Annotated in this window: 24 protein-coding genes; 13 read left to right on the top strand and 11 right to left on the bottom strand. The window is 69.5% G+C overall.

Annotated features, from left to right (window positions below):
- Nucleotides 1-249: 249 nt before the first annotated feature.
- Entirely contained in the window at nucleotides 250-1,032 is a 783-nt protein-coding gene (locus tag AN215_RS13375) for a siderophore-interacting protein (protein WP_216093797.1), read from the bottom strand.
- Between the two features lie 129 nt (nucleotides 1,033-1,161).
- Between AN215_RS13375 and AN215_RS13370 the strand changes: the two genes are divergently transcribed.
- The 6 genes from AN215_RS13370 to AN215_RS13345 all read left to right on the top strand — a co-directional run bounded on the left by AN215_RS13370 (nucleotide 1,162) and on the right by AN215_RS13345 (nucleotide 4,586).
- Nucleotides 1,162-1,893, top strand: a complete 732-nt coding sequence (locus tag AN215_RS13370; RefSeq protein ID WP_070009313.1) for a TetR/AcrR family transcriptional regulator — start codon at nucleotides 1,162-1,164, stop codon at nucleotides 1,891-1,893.
- 210 nt (nucleotides 1,894-2,103) lie between these two features.
- Nucleotides 2,104-2,409, top strand: coding sequence for a hypothetical protein (locus AN215_RS13365; RefSeq protein ID WP_070009312.1), 306 nt, complete (start codon nucleotides 2,104-2,106; stop codon nucleotides 2,407-2,409).
- Between the two features lie 237 nt (nucleotides 2,410-2,646).
- The gene (locus AN215_RS13360; RefSeq protein WP_070009311.1) at nucleotides 2,647-2,940 is read left to right on the top strand and encodes a hypothetical protein; all 294 of its coding nucleotides are present in this window, start codon (nucleotides 2,647-2,649) and stop codon (nucleotides 2,938-2,940) included.
- Nucleotides 2,941-3,193: 253 nt separating this feature from the next.
- Nucleotides 3,194-3,487, top strand: coding sequence for a hypothetical protein (locus AN215_RS13355; RefSeq protein ID WP_070009310.1), 294 nt, complete (start codon nucleotides 3,194-3,196; stop codon nucleotides 3,485-3,487).
- A 266-nt stretch (nucleotides 3,488-3,753) separates the two neighbouring features.
- Nucleotides 3,754-4,023, top strand: a complete 270-nt coding sequence (locus AN215_RS13350) for a hypothetical protein (protein WP_070031160.1) — start codon at nucleotides 3,754-3,756, stop codon at nucleotides 4,021-4,023.
- Between the two features lie 245 nt (nucleotides 4,024-4,268).
- Entirely contained in the window at nucleotides 4,269-4,586 is a 318-nt protein-coding gene (locus AN215_RS13345) for a hypothetical protein (protein WP_139140731.1), read from the top strand.
- A gap of 120 nt (nucleotides 4,587-4,706) precedes the next feature.
- Here the strand turns inward: AN215_RS13345 and fdhA are convergent, their stop codons facing one another.
- From fdhA to AN215_RS13320, 5 genes are all read right to left on the bottom strand, one after another.
- Nucleotides 4,707-5,936: a formaldehyde dehydrogenase, glutathione-independent gene (gene fdhA / locus AN215_RS13340; RefSeq protein WP_070009307.1), complete on the bottom strand. Its 1,230-nt coding sequence runs from the start codon at nucleotides 5,934-5,936 to the stop codon at nucleotides 4,707-4,709.
- 148 nt (nucleotides 5,937-6,084) lie between these two features.
- On the bottom strand, nucleotides 6,085-6,870 hold the full coding sequence (locus AN215_RS13335; protein ID WP_070009557.1) for an Fpg/Nei family DNA glycosylase: 786 nt from the start codon (nucleotides 6,868-6,870) through the stop codon (nucleotides 6,085-6,087).
- Between the two features lie 323 nt (nucleotides 6,871-7,193).
- The gene (locus AN215_RS13330) at nucleotides 7,194-8,618 is read right to left on the bottom strand and encodes an FAD-binding oxidoreductase (protein WP_079123022.1); all 1,425 of its coding nucleotides are present in this window, start codon (nucleotides 8,616-8,618) and stop codon (nucleotides 7,194-7,196) included.
- A 541-nt stretch (nucleotides 8,619-9,159) separates the two neighbouring features.
- Nucleotides 9,160-9,393: a hypothetical protein gene (locus AN215_RS13325; RefSeq protein ID WP_420856092.1), complete on the bottom strand. Its 234-nt coding sequence runs from the start codon at nucleotides 9,391-9,393 to the stop codon at nucleotides 9,160-9,162.
- Nucleotides 9,390-9,635 carry a hypothetical protein gene (locus AN215_RS13320; RefSeq protein WP_070009306.1) on the bottom strand — a complete coding sequence of 82 codons (246 nt, stop codon included), beginning with the start codon at nucleotides 9,633-9,635 and terminating at the stop codon, nucleotides 9,390-9,392. Before AN215_RS13320 ends, AN215_RS13325 begins: the two co-directional genes overlap by 4 nt.
- A gap of 142 nt (nucleotides 9,636-9,777) precedes the next feature.
- On the opposite strand from AN215_RS13320, the gene AN215_RS13315 reads away from it, so the two are divergent.
- Both AN215_RS13315 and AN215_RS13310 read left to right on the top strand, forming a co-directional pair.
- Nucleotides 9,778-10,608, top strand: coding sequence for a helix-turn-helix domain-containing protein (locus AN215_RS13315; RefSeq protein WP_070009305.1), 831 nt, complete (start codon nucleotides 9,778-9,780; stop codon nucleotides 10,606-10,608).
- Nucleotides 10,605-10,820, top strand: coding sequence for a DUF397 domain-containing protein (locus AN215_RS13310; protein ID WP_070009304.1), 216 nt, complete (start codon nucleotides 10,605-10,607; stop codon nucleotides 10,818-10,820). The genes AN215_RS13315 and AN215_RS13310 overlap by 4 nt, the downstream gene beginning before the upstream one ends.
- Nucleotides 10,821-10,858: 38 nt before the next feature.
- Here AN215_RS13310 and AN215_RS13305 read toward each other — a convergent pair whose 3' ends face one another.
- Both AN215_RS13305 and AN215_RS13300 read right to left on the bottom strand, forming a co-directional pair.
- The gene (locus AN215_RS13305) at nucleotides 10,859-11,914 is read right to left on the bottom strand and encodes a ParA family protein (RefSeq protein ID WP_070009303.1); all 1,056 of its coding nucleotides are present in this window, start codon (nucleotides 11,912-11,914) and stop codon (nucleotides 10,859-10,861) included.
- Nucleotides 11,911-13,104, bottom strand: coding sequence for an RNA/DNA-binding domain-containing protein (locus AN215_RS13300; RefSeq protein WP_079122946.1), 1,194 nt, complete (start codon nucleotides 13,102-13,104; stop codon nucleotides 11,911-11,913). The genes AN215_RS13305 and AN215_RS13300 overlap by 4 nt, the downstream gene beginning before the upstream one ends.
- Between AN215_RS13300 and AN215_RS30800 the strand changes: the two genes are divergently transcribed.
- The gene (locus AN215_RS30800) at nucleotides 13,097-13,303 is read left to right on the top strand and encodes a DUF397 domain-containing protein (RefSeq protein WP_079122945.1); all 207 of its coding nucleotides are present in this window, start codon (nucleotides 13,097-13,099) and stop codon (nucleotides 13,301-13,303) included. The genes AN215_RS13300 and AN215_RS30800 overlap by 8 nt on opposite strands.
- Here the strand turns inward: AN215_RS30800 and AN215_RS13295 are convergent.
- From AN215_RS13295 to glgC, 3 genes are all read right to left on the bottom strand, one after another.
- Nucleotides 13,275-14,915 carry a sodium:solute symporter family transporter gene (locus AN215_RS13295; RefSeq protein ID WP_070009302.1) on the bottom strand — a complete coding sequence of 547 codons (1,641 nt, stop codon included), beginning with the start codon at nucleotides 14,913-14,915 and terminating at the stop codon, nucleotides 13,275-13,277. The genes AN215_RS30800 and AN215_RS13295 overlap by 29 nt on opposite strands.
- Complete coding sequence (locus AN215_RS13290) at nucleotides 14,912-15,355, bottom strand: DUF485 domain-containing protein (RefSeq protein ID WP_070009301.1); 444 nt, start codon at nucleotides 15,353-15,355, stop codon at nucleotides 14,912-14,914. Before AN215_RS13290 ends, AN215_RS13295 begins: the two co-directional genes overlap by 4 nt.
- A gap of 667 nt (nucleotides 15,356-16,022) precedes the next feature.
- On the bottom strand, nucleotides 16,023-17,243 hold the full coding sequence (glgC, locus tag AN215_RS13285; RefSeq protein WP_070009300.1) for a glucose-1-phosphate adenylyltransferase: 1,221 nt from the start codon (nucleotides 17,241-17,243) through the stop codon (nucleotides 16,023-16,025).
- 557 nt (nucleotides 17,244-17,800) lie between these two features.
- On the opposite strand from glgC, the gene AN215_RS30350 reads away from it, so the two are divergent.
- From AN215_RS30350 to AN215_RS13265, 4 genes are all read left to right on the top strand, one after another.
- The gene (locus AN215_RS30350; RefSeq protein ID WP_070009299.1) at nucleotides 17,801-18,610 is read left to right on the top strand and encodes a response regulator transcription factor; all 810 of its coding nucleotides are present in this window, start codon (nucleotides 17,801-17,803) and stop codon (nucleotides 18,608-18,610) included.
- 17 nt (nucleotides 18,611-18,627) lie between these two features.
- On the top strand, nucleotides 18,628-20,358 hold the full coding sequence (locus tag AN215_RS13275) for a sensor histidine kinase (protein WP_245694473.1): 1,731 nt from the start codon (nucleotides 18,628-18,630) through the stop codon (nucleotides 20,356-20,358).
- Nucleotides 20,359-20,418: 60 nt separating this feature from the next.
- A complete protein-coding gene (locus AN215_RS13270; RefSeq protein WP_107374324.1) occupies nucleotides 20,419-20,979 on the top strand; it encodes a hypothetical protein in 561 nt (186 codons plus the stop codon).
- Between the two features lie 721 nt (nucleotides 20,980-21,700).
- Nucleotides 21,701-22,609: a hypothetical protein gene (locus AN215_RS13265; protein ID WP_139140730.1), complete on the top strand. Its 909-nt coding sequence runs from the start codon at nucleotides 21,701-21,703 to the stop codon at nucleotides 22,607-22,609.
- The last annotated feature ends 11 nt before the right edge of the window (nucleotides 22,610-22,620 follow it).

Below are 22,620 nucleotides of genomic sequence, written 5' to 3'. Positions count from 1 at the left end.
GACATCGCACACCGTGCCGCAACGGCATGGTCAACACCTCGGGTGAGTGAGCCGGACATGTCCTCGCTGCTCGCACAGGTACGGGATCAACTCGCCTGGGTCTTCAGGCCGTTGCCGGAGGAAGGCACTGCTCTGGCTCCTGCTCGTGGCCGCCGCAGCCGTCAACGTCGCCACCAGCTTCGCCTTCGACGGCATCGAGCAGACGAGGCTGAAGCGAGCTAGGCAGACAGCGCCCTGCCCGTCGCGGACTCAGTGGTGGAGCCCACGCTTGCCGGGCGTCCAGAACGGCTTCACCTTGACCTGCGCACGAGGCCATGAGCGCTCGTTCACGAGGTGGTTGCGGACCGCCTGCCCCGTGCGTGCCTCACCCGCGACGTAGGCCGCTCCGGGCTCGCCGGGAAGGTCCAACTCCGACAGAGCTTTCAGGAGAGTGGACGAGGAGACCGCCGAGGCACCGCGCCGGTGCACGCGCGTCATGGGGTGATTCCCCGGCAAGGGGACCTCGTCGTCCGCCGTCTCGCTCTCCAGGAGCCCGTACACCGGAGCGTCGGGCTTGAGCGCTCTGATCATGGAGCCGAAGGCCGCAGCCGCGGTCTCCTCGCCGACGAACAGGTGGTAGGAAGCGTCCTGCTGAAGCTCGAAGTCGCCCAACGGCCCCCAGAAGGCGAGGTGTTCACCTTCCTGTACATCGCGGGCCCACCTGAGGCCGATGCCGTCCCCGTCGTAGAGATGCGCCCGGATCTCGAACTCACCGCCGGCTTCCGAGTGGTCCCAGACCGAGTACGTGCGCAGCGTCTCGCCCGGACGCAGGATGCCGTAGAGCGACAGCGGGTCGTTGATCTCGATCCTCACGTGCCTGCCCGGCAGGACCGGCACCCCGGCGAGTGCGTCGCAGGCGATCTTGACGCGCTTCATCGTGGGCGTGACCGATCCCGTCTCAGTGACCACCCCGCTCAGTCTCTGCTTGGCGAAGAAGTGCTCCAGGGGATTGCGGGACGCACGCCGGGCCGGCTTGGCCGAACTTCCTGGCACGTGAGGCTCCTTCCAGTGATCAGGACACCAGGCCCGACTCATGGAATGTTGAGTACTAACTTTCGTTACGACATATAACACTGGAGACTGATCACCGTTGTCAACGGCGACGAATGCGAGGACGGACCGATGGGCCAGCAAGCCTCAAGCCCCTGGGTGAAAAGGCGCCGGCAAGCCACGCTGCAGGAGATCCGCACCACGGCCCGCCGGCTGTTGCGCCAGCACGGCCCCGGCGGGGTGACGGTCAACGCCGTGGCCCGGGAGATGGGAATGAGCGGCCCTGCCGTGTACCGCTACTACGCAAGCCACGACGCCCTGGTCGAAGCGGTCATCACGGACTTCTACGAAGAGCTGACGACGACGATGCTGGCGGCGCGGGACGCCGGCCCTCCCGAACACCCCGGCAGAAGACTCCTGTCGACCTGCCGCGCGATGCGCACCTGGGCCATCGACCACCCCAGCGAGTTCGGCTGGATGTTCGCCAGCCCCGCGCTGTCGGCTGCCAAACAGGACGAGGAGTCCCCGCGACTGAGAGCGGGTCAGCAGTTCGAGAAGGTCTTCCTCGACCAGTTCGTGGACCTGTGGGAACGGGCCCCCTACCCGGTACCGGACTTCGAGGACTTGCCGCCCTCGATCCAGCGGCAGATGACCGACTACTCGGCCCGGACGAACAGCCCGCTCCCACCCGAGGCACTCCACCTGTTCCTGTCGAGCTGGATCAAGCTGTACGGCCTGCTCTGCATGGAGATCCTCCACCAGCTCGACTTCGCCTACTCCGATCTCGAACCGGTATTTGAGGAGAACCTCCAAGAGCTGTGCGCCATGCACGACCTGACGTACGAGCCGCCGTCCGCCGAGTGACAGCCAGACCCGGCCCGCCGGATCTGCCGGGGCGGACGACGGGAGGCCACAGCCCCGGCGCCGCCGATTGTCGATTAGTTCCATTCGATGCCGAATCAACCCCTTACGGCGTGTTACGCGAGATCAGCCGACTTGCGCCAATACCGTCTGTGACTGCCTACATGCGATCGACTACTGATCGTGTCGAGCCCTCACGAAAGTGGAGATGAAATGCGCAAGCTTCGCGAAGCTGCCGTACTGGCCGCCATGGTCGGCAGCGTCAGCATGCTCGGTGCCGGCATCGCCTCCGCCGGCGGGTCGGAGCTCCCGACCATCGCCTGCGAGCAGACGAACGGCGACGAGATCGAGAACGGCGACGTCGACCTCCCCGGCCTGATCACGCTCACCCCCGGCGGCGGCGACGCCGACTCCCGCGCGCAGCAGAACAACTGCGGCATCGGCGTCGAGGAGAACGTGAACACCTCCGGCGACGCCACCGGTGGGGCAACGACCGGCCTCGCCGGCGACGCGCTCTAGGAGCGAGCTCGTCGGTACGGATTCAGGGACCGAGCCCGCGGGCTCGGTCCCTGACCCATGTCCCACTCGATCAGCACGCAGACCGACCGAGCCACAGTTCCAGCGGTTGCCAACGCCGCGAATCGGAGCAAAACGGCGTGTTATAGGTGAAAAGCCGCAAGGTGGGCAATATTGTTTGCCTCTGCTACATGCGATCAGCTGCTGGTCGTGTCCAAGCCTCACGAAAGTGGAGATGAAATGCGCAAGCTTCGCGAAGCTGCCGTACTGGCCGCCATGGTCGGCAGCGTTGGCATGCTCGGTGCCGGCGTCGCCTCCGCCGGCGGGTCGGAGCTCCCGACCATCGCCTGCGAGCAGACGAACGGCGACGAAATCGAGAACGGCAACGTCGACGCCCCCCTGCTCACCACGCTCACCGGTGGTGGCGGTGACGCCGACTCCCGCGCCCAGCAGAACAACTGCGGCATCGGCATCGAGGGGAACGTGAACACCTCCGGCGACGCCACCGGTGGAGAGGCGTCGGGCCTCCTCTGATTGACCGACCTCGTCGGTACGGATTCAGGGACCGAGCCCCCGGGCTCGGTCCCTGATCCATGTCCCACCGGATCGCCGACAGTGGCCGAGCGGCAGCCCGACCGTTTGCCAACAGTCGCAGAACAGACAAGGCAGCAGAATAAAACGGCGTGTTACAGGTGAAACAGGGCAATAGCGCCAATACTGTTTGCCGCTTCTGCTGCAGGCGATCAACTGCTGGTCGCTTCCAATCCCTCACGAAAGTGGAGATGAAATGCGCAAGCTTCGCGAAGCCGCCGTAGTGGCCGCCATGGTCGGCAGCGTCAGCATGCTCGGCGCCGGCGTCGCCACCGCCCAACCGGAATCCGCGGGCATCGCCTGCGCCCAGGCCAACGCCGACACCATCGAGGAGGGCGACGTCGACCTCCCCGCCCTCGTCACACTGACCCCCGGCGGCACAGACGCCGACACCCGCGCACGGCAGAACAACTGCGGCGTCGACGTCGAGGGGAACGTGAACACCTCCCCCGACGCCACCGGCACGGACGCGACCGGCCCCATCCAATAAGGCCCGACCTCGTCGGCACGGATCAGGGACCGAGTCTCCGGGCTCGGTCCCTGACCCATGTCCCGTCTCCGGTCACCCCCACCGACAGCAGGGGACTGGGACTCAGGCGGGGCAAATCGGAGCATAACGGCGTGTTGCAGATGTAGAGCTCGATTTCACGCATAACGTATGTCACTGCCTCATGCGATCGATTACTGATCGTGTCAAGCCCTCATGGAAGTGGAGATGAAATGCCCAAGCTTCGCGAAGCTGCTCTTGTGGCAACCATGGTCGGTAGCGTCAGCATGCTCGGTGCCGGCGTCGCCTCCGCCGGCGGCTGGGAGCCCCCGCGGCAGCTCCCGAGCATCGCCTGCGAGCAGACGAACGGCGACGAGATCGAGAACGGCGACGTCGACCTGCCCGGCCTGGTCACCCTCACCGGCGGTGGCGGCGACGCCGACTCCCGCGCCCAGCAGAACAACTGCGGCATCGGCGTCGAGGAGAACGTGAACACCTCCGGTGAAGCCACCGGCGGAGCGGCCACCGGCCTCCTCTGATTGACCGACCTCGTCGGTACGGATTCAGGGACCGAGCCTGCGGGCTCGGTCCCTGATCCATGTTCGGCACCGGTCGCGGGCCACAACGGTAAGTCGAGAAGCCACGCACGTCGGCCCGAACTGCCGTCAGAACCCAACGGCGTGTTGCAAGACCGAAATACACCATTTGAGGAATATGGTTTCCCACTGCCTGTATGCGCGATCGATTACTGATCGCGTCAAGCCCTCATGGAAGTGGAGATGAAATGCCCAAGCTTCGCAAAGCCGCTCTTGTGGCAACCATGGTCGGTGGCGTCAGCATGCTCGGCGCCGGCGTCGCCTCCGCCGGCGGCGCTGAGGAGCAGCCTCCGAGGTCCGTGACGATCAACTGCGACCAGAGCAACGGCGACACCTCGTCGACGAGTCTTGGCGGCCTCGTCACCGTCACCGGTCCCCTGATCTCCATCGCCGACTCGCGTGCCCAGCAGAACATCTGCGGCATCGACAACGACGGGAACGTGAACACCGCCGGTGACGCCACCGGCGGAGAGGCGTCCGACGGCGGCGTCATCCCCGGCCTCTAGGCACCAAGAGCGTCCGTCGGGCAGCTCAGGAACCGATCCACACCCGGTTGCTGAGCTGCCCGTCCTCATGTCCGGCCGACGGGCGACCTGCCCTCGTGAGCCCTCGTGAGTGACGGCCCGTCAGGCGGCCTTCTTGAAGCGGTCCAGCGCGCCGTGCGGGTTGAGCACGTACTTGCGGCTGGCGCCCTTGTCGAACTCGGCGTAGCCGCGCGGGGCGTCCTCCAGGGAGATGATCTGCGCGTTGACCGCCTTCGCGATCTGCACGCGGTCGTGGAGGATCGCCATCGCCAGCTGGCGGTGGTACTTCATCACCGGGCACTGTCCCGTGGTGAAGCTGTGGCTCTTGGCCCACCCGAGACCGAGACGCATCTTGAGCGAGCCGGTCTGTGCGTCGCTGTCGACGCCGCCGGGGTCCTCCGTGACGTACAGGCCGGGGATGCCGAGTGACGCGCCCGCCCTGGCCACATCCATGATCGTGTTGAGGACGGTGGCGGGAGCCTCGTCGGCGTCCTTGCCGTGGCCCCTCGCCTCGAAGCCGACGGCGTCGACCGCCGCGTCCACCTCGGGTTCGCCGATGATCTGCTCGATCTGGTCCTTCGGTGAGCCGCGCGTGAGATCGACGGTCTCGCAGCCGAAGCTGCGGGCCTGGGCGAGGCGCTGCTCGTTGAGGTCGCCGACGATGACGACGGCGGCGCCCAGGAGTTGGGCCGAGGCCGCCGCGGCGAGGCCGACGGGGCCGGCGCCCGCGATGTAGACGGTGCTGCCCGGGCCGACGCCGGCGGTGACGCAGCCGTGGTAACCGGTGGGGAAGATGTCGGAGAGCATCGTCAGGTCCAGAAGCTTCTCGCGTGCCTGGTCGCGGTCGCGGAAGCGGAGCAGGTTGAAGTCCGCGTACGGCACCATCACGTATTCGGCTTGGCCGCCGACCCAGCCGCCCATGTCGACGTATCCGTAGGCGGATCCGGGACGGGCGGGATTGACGTTGAGGCAGATGCCGGTTTTGCGCTCCTTGCAGTTGCGGCAGCGTCCGCAGGCGATGTTGAAGGGGACGGAGACGATGTCGCCTTCGTTGATGAATTCGACGTCGGGGCCCTTCTCGATCACCTCGCCGGTGATCTCGTGACCGAGTACGAGGTCCGAGGGTGCCGTGGTGCGGCCGCGGACCATGTGCTGGTCGCTGCCGCAGATGTTGCTCGCGAGGACCTTGACGATCACACCGTGGCGGCACTGGCGGCCGACGTTGTGCGGGTCGACGCCGGGACCGTCGTGGAGTTCGAGATCGGGATAGTCGATCGTCTGTACCTCGACGACGCCGGGTTCTATGTAAGCGACCGCCTTGTTTCCACTCATGAAATGTCCCTCCGGCAATCCGTATGGGCGCTTTTCATCCCCTCGTGGCAGTCTGGGACACCTTGGACGACTCGGCCAGCCGGGGGGCTGCAAAGTCCCACTACCTGCACAGATGTGCATATCGGGTGACCGTGGCGCGGGCGTCCTGTCACCCGGGGCCGGGCTGGCAGTGCGGGCAGCTCACGGTGCCTCGGCCGGCCGTACGGGCGTGGCTCAGCGGCGTACCGCAGCGGGGGCACGTGCCGTGCGGGTCGTCGCGGTGGCCGGTGAGCCAGGAGGCGCGGGGCGGTACGCATTCGGCGCGTACCGAGGAGCGGAGAACTGAGCGCATGTCCCCGTACAGGCGGGCGCGTTCGCGGTCGGTGAGACGGTCGGCGCGGCGGGAGGGGTGCAGGCGGGCGCGCCAGAGGATCTCGTCGGCGAGCAGATTGCCGATTCCGGCGATCAGCGACTGGTCGGTGAGGGCGGGCTTGACGGCTCCGCGGCGGTGCCGGAGCAGGGCGTCGAATTCCGTACGGCCGACGGCGGCGGCGTCCGGGCCCTGGGCGTCCAGGGTGCGCGCGAGTGCGGCCTCGTCGGCGAGCCAGAGGCCCTTGAGCTTGCGCTGGTCGCGGTAGCGGAGCTGGCGGTCGCGGCCGAGGGTGAAGACGACGCGGTCGTGCGGGTGCCCCTCATCTGCCGGGTGGCCGCACACCAGTTGTCCGGTCATGCCGAAGTGCAGCATCAAGGTGGGGCCGCCGGTACGGGCGAGGAGCCACTTGCCGTGGCGGGCGGGCTCGGTGAAGCTGCGGCCCTCCAGCTCGCGGCGGAGGCGGGGGGCGCTCACTCCGTGCAGCACGCCCGTGTCGTGCACCTCGATCCGCTGGATCGGCCGGTTGCGCGCGCAGGAGTCGAGGATTCTGCGGAAGCCTTCGACATCGGGGAGCTCAGGCATGCCGTCCACCGCCAATCCCGGCAGCCGGGGCAGGCATCAGAGGCGAATTCCCCCGCAGTTACGAGCGTAGCCGCAGGGCGTGACGGCGGCGCGGGAGCCGGAGGCGGGGCCGGACGGACAGGGCAGGGCAGGTCTGGTCAGGGCAGGGCCCGCAGCCTGCGGCCGTACCGCGGGCGGGCGCGGTGCTCCGGCCTCCCCCCGGATCAACCGCCGGAGCACCGCGCCCTTTTCAGAGGTTGCCGGGTCCGGACGCGGGGGCGCACGTGTTTCGGACGTGACCGAAAGACGGACCGGCGGCCGTTCGTCCCTGGCGCCACGGCGCGTCAGGGGGTGAGGTAGTCCTGGAAGAGGCCCGAGGGGTCCCAGCGCGCGCGCACCTGCCGCAGCCGTTCCCAGTCGGCGGGCGCGAAGGAGCGGCGCGCACGGGAAGCGCCGGCTTCCAGGTCCGTCTCGGCGATGTAGTGGCTGCCGGTGCCGTGCGGGTCCAGTTCGTCCATGCCCTCCCGCAGCCACCGTGTGTTGGTCTCGTCCGCCGCCGGGTCCGCCCAGACGGCGAACGGGGCGACATAGGACTCGCCCAGCGCCGAGAAGGCCATGTCCCGCAGGCCGTCCGGGTCCGGTGCGACGGGCTCGACGGGGATGAGCACGAGCGAGTGCTCGGACGGCGACCGGGCGATCAGCCTTGCGCTGCGGGCCAGTTGGGTCTCGTACGTCTCCGTGGACCACAGGGTGTCCACGGCGTAGCGGTGTTCGGGCGGCCATGTCGAACCCGCGCCCTCGTACAGGGACCGGAAGGCCGTCGGCTGGGCCGGCTGCAGGTCGAGGGCGCGTTCGGCGAACGGGCAGCCGGCCAGCGGCGCGAGGGCTTCCCCCGCCGCTTCCGGTGTCGCCGCGAAGGCGCTCGACTCGATCCTGAGCCTGGGGCCGGGGCCGGAAGAGCCCCTGGCGGGACCGGATGCCGTGAGTACGAGGTTCGTCTCGACGCTCGGCGGCGAGTCCCGCGCCGCACGCAGCGCCCACTCCCCCACCTGCTCGGCCTCGTTCAGCGCGAAGGTGAACGACGCCGTCATGATCGAGCCGGGGTGCGGGAGCAGCCGCAGCCGGAAGCGGGTGACGACGGCGAAGAAGCCGGGGCCCGCTCCGCGCGCCGCCCAGAACAGGTCGGCGTTCTCGGTCTCGCTGCATGTGACTGTGCTGCCGTCCGCGGTGACGGCCTCGATCTCCTCGACGTACTGACAAGCGGGGCCCAGCTCACGGGAGTTCCAGCCGAGCCCGCCGCTGAGCAGATAGCCGCCGAGGGCGACGGTCGGGCAGTGTCCGGTGGGGAACGCCAGCCCGTGCCGGGAGAGTTGGGCGGCGAAGGTGCTGCCGGTGACGCCCGGGCCCACTGTGGCCGTCGACGAGCCGGCGTCGATCGCGCAGTGCTGGAGCCGGGACAGGTCGAGCAGCAGTGCGCCGTCACGGAGTTGCGAACCGGACCAGTTGTGCCCGCCGGAGCGCACTGAGACGCGCAGGCCCTCCTCGCGTGCACGGTCGAGGACTTGAGGGATGTCCCGCTCGGCGGCCACGCGCACGATCACCTCGGGGAACCGGTCCGGTGTGAGCCCGTTCCACACGGCCTCCGTGCGTGCGCTCTCGTAACCCGGCTCGCCGCGTCTGACGACTTCCTTCTCGGTGCCGACGAGGTTCGGCGTTGAGGGCCTGGACGCCGCGGACGCCTCGGGTTCCCGGTCCGGGTTGCTGCTCATCATGTCCTCGCTCCGTCCGGACGACGCGGCCGGTCAGCCGGCGTCCTCGAAGCCGTCGGACCGGCGGGCGGCTCCATCGGCCCATTCCTGCCCGCGCTGATGTTCGCCAACTCGGCCTGTACGGATCTTCCGTGAGGTCGTCACAGTGGCGCTCCCGGCCGTTGAATCACGGCTTGCGTGGGCACTCATTTCAGGTAGCGTAGGCAAATGTGATATTCGGTGCAACTCGGACGCAGCTCGAATATCGCCTTCGGACAACAGGCGGGTCCACCCCGAACTCGGCCTCCGGATCCACGAGGCGTGGACCAGCGAACCCGACCGGCACCCTCAGTGAGGGTTCCGGTGTCCCGTCCGGACCTCCGTCCGGGCCGGACCCCCGGGCAACTCCCGGGGGCCGCCCGGTTCTCCGGACCCGGCGGCGGCCGGCCCGCGGCCCTTCCGTGACACCGCGGGCCGGTCCGCCGCCGTCACGCCGAACGGCCGTCATGAGGACCGGCCGCATACGTAACGGCCGTCATGCGGCCCCCGGTCGCCGCCGTGCTCACGTCGTCTCCCAGCGGCTGGCTGCGTTGACCGCGGCGAGGGTGGCGTGGAGGCGTTCGGCCGGTGTGGCCGTACGCACGCGGGCGGGGTCGGCGTCCCATTCGCGGCCCCCGCGCACGGGGCGCAGCTGCAGCCTGCCGCCCTCGCGGTCCATGACCTCGCCGACCCGGCCGCAGGCCTCGTCCATGACGACGGTGCCGTTGGCGGGCAGCGGGGCGGTCCCAGGGCTCAACTCGCCCGCACCCGGCGGAGGGCGGCGGTGAGCGCGGCGGCCGTCTCCAGGTTGCAGCGCCCCAGCTCGATCAGTGGACGGGGGTCGAGCGGGCGGCTGCACGAGAGCAGGTCGATGCCGAGGGAGGGGAGGGTGATGCCGAGTTCCGTCAGAGCCTCCTGGAGGCCGGCGACGGCTTCGGTGGATGTGGTGATGGCCTCGACCGCGCGTTCGTCGAAGGAGTCGGGGTGTACGGAGTGCATGGGACGTGATCGCCTTTCGCCGGTTGCTCTCTACTCGTTGCCGGTTGTCACGGTTCGCACTCATAGCGTCACCCGTCACGGCTACGCTGAGTAGGGAAACCGACCCAGCAAGCGATCTGCTCGACACGGGGGACGCCCGGCCATGACCCAGCCCAAGAACCTCGACCCCTACACCTCGCCACGCGCCTTCTACGGTGCGGAACTCCGCCGTCTGCGCGAACAAGCGGGTCTGTCGCAGGAGCAGTTGGGTGAGCGCGTCTTCTGTTCCGGCACGTACGTGGGGCAGTTCGAGTCGGCCGTACGGCGTCCGCAGACGGACGTGTCCAAGCTCTTCGACGAGGTGCTGGGCAGCGGACAGCACATCCAGCGCCTGTGCCGGCTCGCCCGCCGCTCCAAGCACCCCGACTACTTCGCGGACGCGGCCGAGTTGGAGAAGCTCGCCACCACCATCAGCGAGTACGCGCCCATGCTGGTGCCGGGACTGCTGCAGACCGAGTCGTACGCGCGGGCGCTGACGCGGGCGACCTTGCCCTTCGCGCCGGAGGAGGAGATCGAGGATCACGTACGGGCGCGCCTCGACCGTCAGCGGTTGCTGGACGACCCAGCAACGCCGGAGTTGTGGGCGGTCATTCACGAGACCGTGCTGCGGGTGCCGATGGGCGGGGCTGAGGTGATGCGCGAACAGCTTCTGCGCGTCGCCGAGTTGGGGCGAACGCGCCGGGTCATGGTCCAGGTGCAGCCGTTCGCGGCGGCAGCCGACGCCTCTCTGAGCAGTATGGCCTCCATCATGAGCTTCCCTGATGCACCACCGGTGGTCTACTCAGAAGGGGCCCACACGGGGCAACTAATCGACGAACCGCCGCTGGTCGACCGATATCAGAGGTCATACGATCTGGTCAGGGCCGCCGCGATGTCGCCGAAGGCGTCCCTGACACTCATCGAGTCGACCGCGAAGGACTACACGACGCCATGAGCACCGCACAGGACCTGAGCACCGCAACCTGGCGCAAGTCGTCTTACAGCAACGGGGAAGGCGGAAGCTGCCTCGAGGTCGCCGACGGCTTCCCCGGCGTGATGCCCGTACGCGACAGCAAGGTGCCGGACGGGCCCGCGCTCGTCTTCCCCGCCGGGAGCTGGGTCGCCTTCGTGGGCGCCGTCAGCGCCTCAGGGGCGTCCTCGACCTGAGCACCTCCGGTCGACCGGACAGGCCCGGAAGACCTCGGCTACTTAGGAGACCGGGACCGACTCTCGTACTCCAGCCGGGACAGAATCGCTTCAGCCAACGCCCGGAACTCGCGGAAGCAGGTTTGGACGTATTGCTGGGTACTGCCCAGGGCTCCGTCCGCAGGCTTGAGGTCGAACATGGGCTTGCGAGCATCGTGGGCAAGCGGCATCAGGCTGCGGTAGTTCCGTAGCGTGGCGATGCGGTGCCTTGTGTCGTCCCTGGAGGGTGGTTGCTGATCCAGCACGGCGGCGCTGAATACCCACGGAATACGTCGCAGCCAGCGCTCGTACGCCTTCACGGGCCGGTCGAGCCGCATCTCAGGTTGCATGATGACGTAGCCGAGCGGAGTCATGTCGGCGTTGGGCGCCTGAAACCCCTCTGGGATACGGGGCAGTACCAGTTGCCGCCAGTCCCGGCGCCAATTGCGCAGCGTGGGACCGAGGTTGGTCAGGCCCTTGAGCGAGAAAAGGTCCGCTGCCAAGGGCATCAGGACGGTGTCCGCGGCGATGAGGGCTGCCCTGTTGATGGCCCCGAGATTGGGGCCCACATCAAGCAGCACGATGTCGGCCTGCACGGATTCCCGTGCCTGAGCCACCGACCGGTGAAAGGCGGTCGTGGTACGAATTGCCGCCATGTCACCCGCGAACGTCCTGGACCACTCCATGGAGAGCTTGTCCTCGAACCTGCTCAGATCGAGGCTCCCGGGCAGCAGCCACAGCTCTTCCATCAAGGCCGCGGGCTCCACTGGAGCGATGTCGCCTGTGCCTTCGAGAATGGGTTTCACGGCGTCGGCGATCGTCTGCCCGGGACGCACTCGGCTGAATCCCGGGAGCGCAGGCGGCACCGCACCCTGCGCGATGAGCTCTGAGGTCCGGTCCTCCCAGAGCTCCTCGATCTCGCTCTCGTCCAGACACATCGAGGTCAAGTTGGCCTGTGGATCAAGGTCGACGGCCAGCACACGCAGTCCGAGCCGGCGGAACATATGGGCGAGGTGATAGGTGAGGGTCGTCTTTCCCACACCGCCCTTGTTGTTGAACAGCGCGATAGAGGTCATGCGGGGGCCTTCCAGAGGATGACCGCCCAAGACGACTCATCGACCTGAAACTCCGCGGACGGGTTCCCGTTGCGTTCGAGAGATGCCTGAATGCGCCCGATCCCCCGTCCGAAGCGGTTGACGTAGCCGAGGCCCTTCATGGCCGCAGCAAGGGACGGGTTGCGGTAGTCGGTCACGCGGTCGAAGTTGTCGTTCCGCACCTGGCCGTAAGGGCCGCCTGGGTTGGTCACCTCGATCCTGTCGTCGAACCAGGCGACGCGTGTGGGCGCGTACGACGTCTCGTAGTTCCGGTGCATCAGCGCATTCATGCACACCTCTCGCAGCGCCTCCAAGGGGTAGTCAGGACGCTGCGTCTCGCGAAAGCCGTCCTCGACCAGGCGAGTATGAAGATGCCCCCGCAGCACGGTCTCCAGTCGTGACGCGGTGCCGACCAAGTTCTGCCGCAGTTCCTGATCATCCGCGACCGGAGCGTCCAACCCTGTTCCCTGGTAACGGATGAACTGCACGTACGCGCCAGGGATGCGGCTGCCAGGGTCGAACCCGATTGCCAGCAGTCCGAGCGCCGTAGGGATCTCCTCAGGGCTGGTCAGGTGCAAGGACGCGAGCTGCTGAGGCAGCGGACGACCGTTCTCGTCGATCACTTCGGGATCGACGAGCGAAGGCAGGTAGCTGCTGCGGAACAGGTCCAGGTCCAGGTCGTCGATTCCCGAGCCTGCCACCGTCCGGCTGTCGAAGGGCCCGTCGAGAGCGCGTCGGCGCTCCGCAAGGACCCGCTCGTCGTCGCGAGTCGCCCGCCTCGTTGTGGGACCGGGCCGGACCCACACCACGCCCTCGAAGCGGACAGGCGGAGTGGCTGATGCCTGAACGTGCAGATGGACGACGGGCTTTCCACGGTAGACCGCCGGCTGCACCGTGAACGAAGGCCGGTCCAGCAGACGTCCGTCGTCACGCAGGTCGGTGAGTGCCAGAAGGGCACGGTCGCCGGTGTCCACGCCGTCCACCGGGTTCCCGTCGTCACCGACACCGATGAGGATGTCGCCACCGCCCTTGCCTGGCAGGTCGTTGGCCATCGCGCAGACCGCGTTGCCGATCGCGTCACCGCGCTTGCCTTCGCGCTTGGCGGTGCGCTTGAACTCCAGAGTCGGAGTCTCACGGGTGCCGAGTACGTCTGCCAGGTCTTGGATGCTCACAGCGTCATTCTCCCGTACGTACCCAGCCGGGCACGGGAGGCGTCTGACTCCGCGGCACGGCGCGCTTCACCGAGCGGCCACGCCCGGGTGCGGCCACTCGGGCAGCAAGGTGCCGGACGGGCCCGCGCTCGTCTTCCCCGCCGGGAGCTGGGCCGCCTTCGTCGGCGCCGTCAGCGGCGGTGCGTTCCGCTGCCGCTGAGCAAGTCGTCGGCGGCGCCCGGCTGTTGAGGCCGGGAAGGCGCTGCCGGGTTGGCCCGTGCGGCCGGGGTGAGGCGGGTGCCCGCCCAGGCCAGCAGGAACCCGACCGGCACGCTGAGCAGGCCCGGGGCGTACAGGGGGAAGACGGCCCAGTCCCCGTCCGGGTGGACGGAGTCCGGGCTGCCGGAGACGGCCGGTGAGAGGGCGAGCAGCCCGAGCGTGACGAGCGTCCCCCCGTATACGCACCAGCGCAGCCCCCGCAGGGTGAAGCCCCGCGGTCCCCGCCAGGTCAGGGCGCAGGCGAGCGCGGGGAGTACGACGGTGGCGGCCTCGGTGTAGGAGAGGGTGAGCCAGAACTGGGCGTTGGCGCCGCGTCCGGCGACGGCCAGGGCGATGCAGACCGCGCCGACGGCCACCAGCGCGACCCGCGCCCGCAGGGGCCGGTGCGGTGGCCCCGTACCGGGGCGGGCGTGCCGGTTGCGTCCCATGTCGTGGACGATCGCGGCGGAGCCGGCCAGCAGCAGTACGGACACCGAGGCGAGGACGGTCAGGAAGAACGCGCAGGAGATGAAGGTCAGCAACAAGCCTGGATTCCCAGGGCTGTCGGGGTCGCTCCCGTCGAGGGCGGCGGCCAGCAGCAGCAGGTTGTTGCCGCCCTGCGGGCCTGCCTCGTCGAGTCCCTTCGCGCCGACGACTGCCTGTATGCCGTATCCGATGACCGCGGCCGAGACGCAGAGCAGGCAGGCGGCGGCGACGGCCCAACTGGTCGCGCGGCGTGCTCTTTCCGCCGTACCGCTGGTCGAGAGGCGCGTCACCATGTGCGGCATCAGTGCTGTGCCGAGGAGCACGGTGACGGCGAGGCTGAGGGTGTCGAGGCGTCCGGTGAAGTCGCTGCCGAAGAGACGGCCGGGAGCGAGATAGGCGTCGCCGACGCCGCTGCCCTGTGCGGCCTGGGCGAGCACCGCGCCGTAGTCCCAGTCGAAGCGGGCGAGTATGAGCGCGCACAGCAGTGGTGCGATGAGCAGGAACCCGACCGTCTTGACGATCTGGAGGAGCGTGGAACCCCTTACGCCCCCGATCGCCACGCAGGAGACGATGAGGATGCCGACCAGCGTGATGCCCGCGATCTCACCGAGCTGACCCGGCAGTCCCATCAGCGCGGCCGTGATCTGGCCGATCGGGATGAGCTGCGCGGTCAGCAGCGGTACGGACACCACGAGCGTGGCGACTCCGGCCGCACGGCGGGCCGGACCGGCCGGCAGGCGGCGGGAGACGGCGTCGCCGAGCGACCAGCCGGGCCCGCCGGGCAGCCGTTCGGCCAGCCACACCTTCAGCAGCAGGGGCGAGAGGGCGGCCGCGGCGACGATGAGGATGCCGTCGTAGCTGCCGACCGCGACGACTCCGCAGAAGTAGAGGACACCGGCCGCGGAGATGAAGTCGCCCGTCAGGGCGAGCCCTTGGGGCAGCGGGCGCCTGTTGCCCTGTTCCGCCAGGAAGTCGTCCGCGCCCTCCTGCAGATCCGGGCTGGCGAGCATGGAGACGAAGAGGCAGCCCGCGAGGAAGACCAGGAAGACCGAGATGGCCAGGGCGCCTTCGTCGGCGAGTGGCGTCACGTGGTCGCCCTCACCGCGCGACCCGTCCGCCGGCCCCCGAACGCCCGGGAGGAGTCGAAGGCGTTGAACTCGTCCGCGTCGGGGTCGCCGTGGGTCGGGGCGGAGGACGCGGCCGCCGTCCCGGAGCGGTGGGACTCCTCGGCGTGGAAGGCCGGTTCGCGGGTCGCTACGCGCGCCGCGAGGGGTTCGATGTGCCGCCGCGCGTGGCGGTCATGGGTCAGAACGCCCGCGGCGATCACCAACACCTGGGCGAGGGCGAAGAGTTCACCGACGCGGAGGCCGCCGTAGACCTCCATGGGCAGCAGGCCGGGGAGGAAGCAGGAGGCGAGCGCGTACGTCAGGAAGACGCCGGCGACGAGACCGAGGCCCCTGTTGAGCTGGGTGCGCCTGGCGGCGCTGAGGGCCTCGCTGGATGAGCCCGTACGGTAGGCCGGCCGCATCGAGTCCCGTCGGAGGAAGCCCGAACTCCCCTGGTGCACAGAGTCGTTGGCATGCGTCTGCGGCGCACGGCGGTGTGAGTGTGCAGACATGACGGGGCGACGGGCGAAAGGCAAAAGGTTCTCCAGCGGGGTGAAGCAGGGGCAGCCTGAGGAACCGAGACACGGGACGGCCGCGAAGACACCGGTGTTTACCAGCGGTTACGGCAGTTTAAAGCCACGGATGGTGATCAAGATAGGGCCGTCGGTGAAGGGGGACGGTGAAGGTAACGTGCCCGGTTGCTCACACGGGGCGCGCTGCCGCGCGGGGCTCTGACGGCGGGTGATTGGCCGTGCGACACCCGGTCACCGGGGGCACTGCCCCCTCCCGGGGATGCCCTGGCGGCGGTAGCACGCCCGCCGTGCTGGAGTGCTGCCGCACCGTCAAACGGGCCGCGTGGGCGATTCGCCGGGATGGGCCGCGCTCTCCGCTCCCGGGTGATCGACCCGTCCCCGTAAGGAACCAGCCCCGGTTCCGGGGCCGTTGGCGCAAGGGCCGACGGGCCCCGTCACCCGGGGCGGGCTCCGGCGGGCGGTCTGCGGACGCAAACAACGCGCCAACCCACACCCGTCCAGGGCCGGTTGGCCCGGACGGCGGCTTCGCCCCGCCGACGGACGAGCACCTGCCGGATCAGAGGCGTACGTGCTGGCCCTTGCCGAGGGCCACGATGCCTTCGGCCGACACCGTGCAGTACTCGGCGTCGTGTTCGCTGTTGACGCCGACCGTCGCCCCTTCCGGGACGACGACGTTCTTGTCGAGGATCGACTGCCGTACGACGGCGCCCCGGCCCACCCGTACGCCGGGAAGCAGCACCGCCCCCTGCACGACCGCCCCTTCCTCGACGACGACACCCGGCGCCAGCACCGAGCCGGTGACCTGACCCGCGATGATCGCGCCCGTGCTGACCATCGACTCGCTCGCGATGCCGCCCGCCACGAACTTCGCGGGCGGCAGCTGCGCCTGGTTGGTGAAGATGGGCCAGGAGCGGTTGTAGAGGTTGAAGACCGGCTCGGGCGAGATGAGGTCCATGTGCGCGTCGTAGTACGCGTCGAGCGTTCCGACATCGCGCCAGTAGCCGTGGTCGCGGTCCCGCTCGCCGGGGACCTCGTTGGCGTCGAAGTCGTAGACCTGCGCCTGTCCGCGTTCGGTGAGCAGGGGCAGGATGCTGCCGCCCATGTCGTGCACGGAGTCCTCGTCCTCCGCGTCCCGGCGGAGGGCGTCGAGGAGGACGTCCGTGGAGAAGATGTAGTTGCCCATCGAGGCGAAGACGTGGTCCGGGTCGCCGGCGAGCACGGGCGGGTCGTCGGGCTTCTCCAGGAACTGGCTGACGCGGTCGCTGCCCGGCTCCGTACTGATCACACCGAACGAACTCGCCTGATCCCGTGGCACCTTGATGCCCGCCACGGTCACGCCGGCGCCGCCCGAGATGTGCTGCCGGAGCATCTGGCGGGGGTCCATGCGGTAGACGTGGTCGGCGCCGAAGACGACGACGTAGTCGGGCTGTTCGTCGTGAATGAGGTTGAGCGACTGGTAGATGGCGTCCGCGCTGCCCATGAACCAGCGCGGACCGAGCCGCTGCTGCGCGGGTACGGGCGTCACGTAGTCGCCCTGCAGGCCGGTGAGGCGCCAGGTCGTGGAGATGTGCCGGTCGAGCGAGTGCGACTTGTACTGGGTGAGGACGGCGATCCGCGTGACGCCGCCGTTGACGAGGTTCGACAGTACGAAGTCCACCAGCCGGTAGACGCCGCCGAAGGGGACGGCGGGCTTGGCGCGGTCCGCCGTGAGCGGCATCAGCCGCTTGCCCTCACCGCCCGCCAGCACGATGCCCAGTACGCGCGGTCCTGCTGCCATCCCGAAAACCTCCGCCGCCTGTAGTCCGCCGCCGTGCCCTGCGCCCGGCCATCCCTCACGCCTCAGCGCGGGAAGGCGGGGCGGGTCCAGCGCGTCCAGTAAACCCGTTGTACGCACGATCGTGGTGCGGCAAACGTCGATCAAGGGGAAGGGCCGGCGACCGGGGCTCGCGAGGTGCGGGGTGCGCACGCCAGACTGCACGGACGAGCGTGCCGCGGCGAGAGACACGTGCCGCGGCGAGAGACAAGCGGAACGCGGCAGGCGACGACCGCGACGCGGCAGGCGAGGCGAGGCGGGTGGGAGGCGGTGAGGGAGGACCGATGAGCGGGAACGGAGCGGGCGGCGGGGGTCGGCCGGGCGGTACGGGTCGGCCCGGCGGCGGGGGTCAGCCGGGCGGTACGGGCAGTCCTGACGGTCCGGGTGGGCCGGGCGATCGCGCCCGGGGCGGGCCTGGCGGTCCTGACGGGCGGGGCGCCCGGGGCGGTCCTGATGGTCCGGGCGGGCCGGGCGGGCCGGGCGGGCCGGACGCCGCCGCGCCGGCCGGTGACCGTGGCCGCGTGCTGGTCGTCGACGACGACGCGGCGATCCGGCGCTCGCTGCGCCGCGGACTGCGCCTCAACGGCTTCGCCGTCGAGCTCGCCGAGGGCGGCGGGCGGGCGCTTTCCCTCATGCGGGAGCAGCCCGCTGACGTCGTCGTGCTCGACATCTCCATGCCCGACGTGAACGGGATCCAGGTCTGCCAGGCGCTGCGCGGCGACGGCGACGACGTACCCGTGCTGATGCTCTCCGCCCGCGACGAGACAGCCGACCGGATAGCGGGCCTGCAGGCGGGCGGTGACGACTACCTGATCAAGCCGTTCGCGCTGCAGGAGTTGGTGCTGCGGCTCGACGCGCTGCTGCGCAGACGGGCGCCCGGCAGGTCCGCGGGCGGCGGCCGGGCGGACGGCCGGGTGGGCGGCGGCCAGGGGGACGGCGATGCGCACGGAACGGCGGCGGGAGGCCACGCCTCCGGCCCCGCAGGCCCAGCCGGTGCAGCCGGCCCCGCCGACCCCCCTGGCTCCGCCCATGCCGTCCGCGTCGGCGGCCTCGTCATGAACCCCGCGACCCGCGAGGCGCACCGCGACGGCGTACCGCTCCCCCTCACCCGGCGCGAGTTCGAGCTCCTCCTGGTACTCGCCCGCAACGCCGGCATCGTCCTGACCAGGGACCAGCTGCTGGAACGCGTCTGGGGCTACGACTTCGAGGTGCGTACGGACGCCGTCGACACCTTCATCAGCTATCTGCGACGCAAGACCGAGAGCCGCGGGGAGCCGCGGCTGCTGCACACCGTGCGCGGCGTCGGCTTCGTACTGCGCGAGGAGAAGTGAGGGGCAGGCCCGTGAAGATGAAGCTCTCCACACGTATCGCGCTGGCGGTCGGCCTCACAGTGCCCGTGCTCGTACTGGCCTCCGGCTGGCTGCTGCTCGCGCTGGTCTCGCGGGACCTCCACGCCGAGCAGGACGCGCATCTGCGGGAGCGGGCCGCCGTGGTGAAGAAGGACGCGCGGCGGCTGCTGCGGGTGACGGCCAAGGACCGGCCGCGCGCCGAGCAGGCGCGTGAGCGGCGGCTGTACGCGGCGGCGCTGGACGTCGGCATCCGGGTCGTCGGCCCGCACGGCACGTTCTCGGGCGGACCGCAGCCGGATGCCCGTACGCGGCTTCCGGACTCGGCGCCCCGGCCCGTGAGCGTGCGGGAGCGGGGTGAGGGCACGCCCGAGGGCATGCCCCGCGAGCGCACGGTGGAGCACTGGCGCGTGCTGTCGGTGGAGGTGAAGGGCGCCAAGGGCGGGCAGGGAACCGAGCGAGGAGAAACCGGACAGGGCGCAGAGGGCGGACAGCGCGGACAGGGTGAACAAGGCGTACAAGGTGGCCAAGGCGCGCAAGACGGTCAAGGCGGTCAAGGAGGGCAGCGCGACCGGCCCGCGGTCGAGGGCACGCTGTGGCTGTTCGCCCCGGACACCACGGGCAGGGCACAACTCGCCTTCGTACGGCAGCGAGTGGTCGCCGTCGCGATCGTCGCCGCCCCGGTCTCCGCACTGCTGGCGTGGGCGGCGGCGTCGCGTGCGAGCCGTCCGCTGCGGAGGCTGCAGCGGCGCACCAGCGGTCTCGATCCGCGCTCCGACAGCTCGCGGCTGGAGCACACCCCGACGAGGATCACCGAGGTCGACGACCTCGCCGAGACCCTGCGCACGGTGCTCGCGCGCTACGACGAGCAGGCTTCCCGTACGGCACAGGCGCTGGCAACCGCCCGTTCCTTCTCCTCGTCGGCCGCGCACGAACTGCGCACTCCGCTGATGAGCATGCAGACGAATCTGGAGATCCTCTCCGCACACCCCGAACTCGCCGGCGAGGAACGTGACGAGGTGCTGGAGGACCTGCGGCTGGAGCACTCCCGGCTGCTCGGCCTGCTGGTGATGCTCCGCGAACTGGGCCAGGGCGACCTCGTCGAGGCGGACGCCTTCGGGCCACTGGATCTGGGCGAGGTGACCGAGGCGGCGGTCGCGGACGCACGGCGGCGCGACCGTACGGCGGCGGTGCGGCTGGCGGCCGCCGAGCCCGGACTGACCGTGCACGGCTGGGAGCCCGGACTGCGCTCGATGCTCGACAACCTCATCGGCAACGCACTGACGCACGGGCGCGCGGACGCCCCGGGGCACATGGACGCCCGAGGGCGCATGGACGCCCCGGCGCGCGAGGGACGCCCGCACGCCTCCGTGGAGGTCGCGGTGCGCTCGTACGCCTCGCCCGCGGGGCCCGTGGCCGTGCTCACTGTGGACGACGAAGGGCCGGGCATCCCCGAGGACCGCCGGGCGGCCGTCTTCCAGCGCTTCCTGCGCGGCCCGGGCAGCAGCGGGTCGGGGCTGGGCCTCACCCTCGTCGCACAGCAGGCGGCGCTGCACCGGGCGACCGTCGAGATACGGGACAGGGCGGACGGCCGGCCCGGCACCCGCGTCGAGGTACGCATCCCGCTCGCGCCCCGCGAGCAGAGCGACGCGGACCCCCGTCTGCCGGCGCAGCGTGACTGGCTGATCGGAACGGCCTCCGGCTCACAGGGAATTCACAAAGACGGTCTCTAGCGTCGCGGGCCGCGCGGGCGATCCGCACTCGTGCCGCCCCTACAAGGAGGAGAGACCGTGATGAGGAAGACCAAGAGCACCGTCGTCGCCCTGTCCACCGTCGCCGCACTGCTCGCGACGGGGGGTGCCGCGACCGCGGTGGCCATGACCGGCAGCGACGCCAGTCCGGCGTCGGCCGGCACCTCGCAGGATCAGGCGCAGAACGACAAGGACAAGCGCAAGAAGGCCCACGCGAAGGCCAAGCGGCACCACGCGAAGGCCAAGCGGCACGCGAAGCATCCGCCGAAGGGCGACGGTGCGAAGGCCCTGTGCAAGCGCGCGCCGAAGATCGACAAGAAGATCGACCGGGTCCAGCGCCGGCTCGACGGGGGTCTGAAGACGCGCGGCTCCATCGAGCGCCTTGAGCGGCGCGTCGAGAACGCGAAGAAGGCGAACCACGGCGTCATCGCGGACTTCCTCGGCGAACGCCTCGATGACCGCGGCGAGTTGAAGCTCACGCTCAAGGAGCGTGAGGAAGGCCTGAAGAAGGTACGTGCGTGGTGCGCGACCCAGGACTTCGAGAAGGACAAGGACAAGGACAAGGGCGAGAAGAACAGCAGCGGCGAGAGCAGCGAAGGCTGACCCTCAGGCGCCCCGGAACCGGGGGGAGCCGCGGCCGCCCGTCCGACCCGGACGGGCGGCCGCCCGGTCGTACTAGCTCGCCCCCGGGCGCTGAACACTCGAGCTTCCTCATTCGGCAGGGGATCGCACATACCGATTGCGCCGCCAACTGGCCTGGCATCCAACTGGTTTGCCGATATGGCTAGTTATCGGACACAAAGGGCTGCACCATACGTACATGGACACTACTGGCCCCTCGGCACCGCCGTTACCCCTCCCAAAGCGCCCGAACGCTGTTCTCCGTCTCTACGACGCCCCGGTGTACCGGGACTGGTTCTTCTGGATGACTGTGGGTTGGGGGACGATGGCGGCATTCGCCATGGCTACGAGCACCGAGCCGAGCACAACACCACGGTGGTTCGACGTCCTTTTCGGGACGCTCTTCTTCACCGCCTCGTTTGGTCTGCTCCCTGCCTGGCTGCGGTTACTGATCAGGCGCTGGCGCTATCAGCACCGAGCCCGCACTGGCTCTTCCCCGACCGTGCCGAGGCACGCCCCCGCGGCCACGGCGTTATCCGCTGCTCCTGTCGCTCCTCCGCTCGCCCCCGGGACCGGCGCCTTCCGTCAGACCGGCTCGACTCCCCACGGCGGCGAACGCCGTCTTCCGTCGGCAGGCCGAGCCGCAGCTGAGCAGTCCGGGTCGAATGGCCGAGGTGCGGGGGCAGAGAGGCCGCAACCTGCCTTGTCCGCCGAAGTACTGGCGGAGGCACGCAGAACATTGCCTCATCCCATTGCACGGGCCGTGCATTTGGTCGAGCAGGCGTACAGCTCGAAGGACCGATACGAGGCGATGCTCAACGCCGCCGAAATCCTCGCCGCCACACTCGCGCTGACCTCTGCGGGCCTCATCAGGGAGGTACTGACAGCGGCACCCGGCACGGTCCAGCAACAGGAGGCCATCACACGACAGTTGTCGCAGCTGGGCAACGCGTACTCGCGTACGGGCCCGACCTTCGGTACCTGGACGAGCTGGCTCGCAGCCCTTGCGCCACTGCTCGAACGCAACCCCGAACTCGCACCCGGCCTCCTGGAGCCGTTGGCCCCCCAGGGCAGTGAGGCCGACCTGCCCTCACACCTGCGCGCCCTGAAGGACGAGCGCAACAGGGCTTCTCACGGGAACAAGCCGCGCACCCATGAGGAGGCGGCTCTTCGCATCGAAGACATTGCTGGACACTTCAACGGCGCTCTCCTCGGAAGCCGTTGCCTCGGCAGCCTCCCTTGGCTCATGCCGCTCTCAAGTGAGTATCAGTCTCTTGACCACAGTTTCCACGTGGTGGCGCATCACGTGACCGGCAACAACCCCGACTTCGAGCGCCGCACATTCGTATGGTCAAAGCCCACAGCAGTGAGGACCATCTACGTGCTGACACCGAACGGCCCGGTGTCGTTGTCCCCGTTCGTCGCGAGCAGGTTCTGTCGTCAGTGCCTTCAGCACGAGGTCTGCTACACGTACAAGCACGACTCGAGAAGCGACGAGGTGCTGCTCAAGAGCTTCGCCAGCGGCCACGAGATCCGGGACAGCAACCTGACGAACGAGTTGGCCGCCCTTCCCCAGGTGGGCAGGCGCGGTCGGCCACGCCAGCCGTCATGACCGGCCCCGAG

The sequence above is a fragment of the Streptomyces abyssalis genome, from assembly GCF_001751365.1.
In the GTDB taxonomy this organism is placed as follows: Bacteria; Actinomycetota; Actinomycetes; order Streptomycetales; family Streptomycetaceae; genus Streptomyces; species Streptomyces abyssalis.
The sequence above is the reverse complement of the archived record's forward strand: the minus strand, read 5'-3'. Positions and strand labels throughout refer to the sequence as shown.

Excerpts from the sequence above, each read along its gene's own strand:
- AN215_RS30800 (WP_079122945.1), top strand. The coding sequence starts at position 13,097 with ATGCTCACAGCGTCATTCTCCCGTACGTACCCAGCCGGGCACGGGAGG.
- AN215_RS13275 (WP_245694473.1), top strand. The coding sequence starts at position 18,628 with ATGAAGCTCTCCACACGTATCGCGCTGGCGGTCGGCCTCACAGTGCCC.
- AN215_RS13360 (WP_070009311.1), top strand. The coding sequence starts at position 2,647 with ATGCGCAAGCTTCGCGAAGCTGCCGTACTGGCCGCCATGGTCGGCAGC.
- AN215_RS13370 (WP_070009313.1), top strand. The coding sequence starts at position 1,162 with ATGGGCCAGCAAGCCTCAAGCCCCTGGGTGAAAAGGCGCCGGCAAGCC.
- AN215_RS13335 (WP_070009557.1), bottom strand. The coding sequence starts at position 6,870 with ATGCCTGAGCTCCCCGATGTCGAAGGCTTCCGCAGAATCCTCGACTCC.
- AN215_RS13320 (WP_070009306.1), bottom strand. The coding sequence starts at position 9,635 with ATGCACTCCGTACACCCCGACTCCTTCGACGAACGCGCGGTCGAGGCC.
- AN215_RS13330 (WP_079123022.1), bottom strand. The coding sequence starts at position 8,618 with ATGAGCAGCAACCCGGACCGGGAACCCGAGGCGTCCGCGGCGTCCAGG.
- AN215_RS13290 (WP_070009301.1), bottom strand. The coding sequence starts at position 15,355 with ATGCGGCCGGCCTACCGTACGGGCTCATCCAGCGAGGCCCTCAGCGCC.
- AN215_RS13315 (WP_070009305.1), top strand. The coding sequence starts at position 9,778 with ATGACCCAGCCCAAGAACCTCGACCCCTACACCTCGCCACGCGCCTTC.
- AN215_RS13355 (WP_070009310.1), top strand. The coding sequence starts at position 3,194 with ATGCGCAAGCTTCGCGAAGCCGCCGTAGTGGCCGCCATGGTCGGCAGC.
- fdhA (WP_070009307.1), bottom strand. The coding sequence starts at position 5,936 with ATGAGTGGAAACAAGGCGGTCGCTTACATAGAACCCGGCGTCGTCGAG.
- AN215_RS13350 (WP_070031160.1), top strand. The coding sequence starts at position 3,754 with ATGGTCGGTAGCGTCAGCATGCTCGGTGCCGGCGTCGCCTCCGCCGGC.
- glgC (WP_070009300.1), bottom strand. The coding sequence starts at position 17,243 with ATGGCAGCAGGACCGCGCGTACTGGGCATCGTGCTGGCGGGCGGTGAG.
- AN215_RS13305 (WP_070009303.1), bottom strand. The coding sequence starts at position 11,914 with ATGACCTCTATCGCGCTGTTCAACAACAAGGGCGGTGTGGGAAAGACG.
- AN215_RS13270 (WP_107374324.1), top strand. The coding sequence starts at position 20,419 with ATGAGGAAGACCAAGAGCACCGTCGTCGCCCTGTCCACCGTCGCCGCA.
- AN215_RS13345 (WP_139140731.1), top strand. The coding sequence starts at position 4,269 with ATGCCCAAGCTTCGCAAAGCCGCTCTTGTGGCAACCATGGTCGGTGGC.
- AN215_RS13310 (WP_070009304.1), top strand. The coding sequence starts at position 10,605 with ATGAGCACCGCACAGGACCTGAGCACCGCAACCTGGCGCAAGTCGTCT.
- AN215_RS13365 (WP_070009312.1), top strand. The coding sequence starts at position 2,104 with ATGCGCAAGCTTCGCGAAGCTGCCGTACTGGCCGCCATGGTCGGCAGC.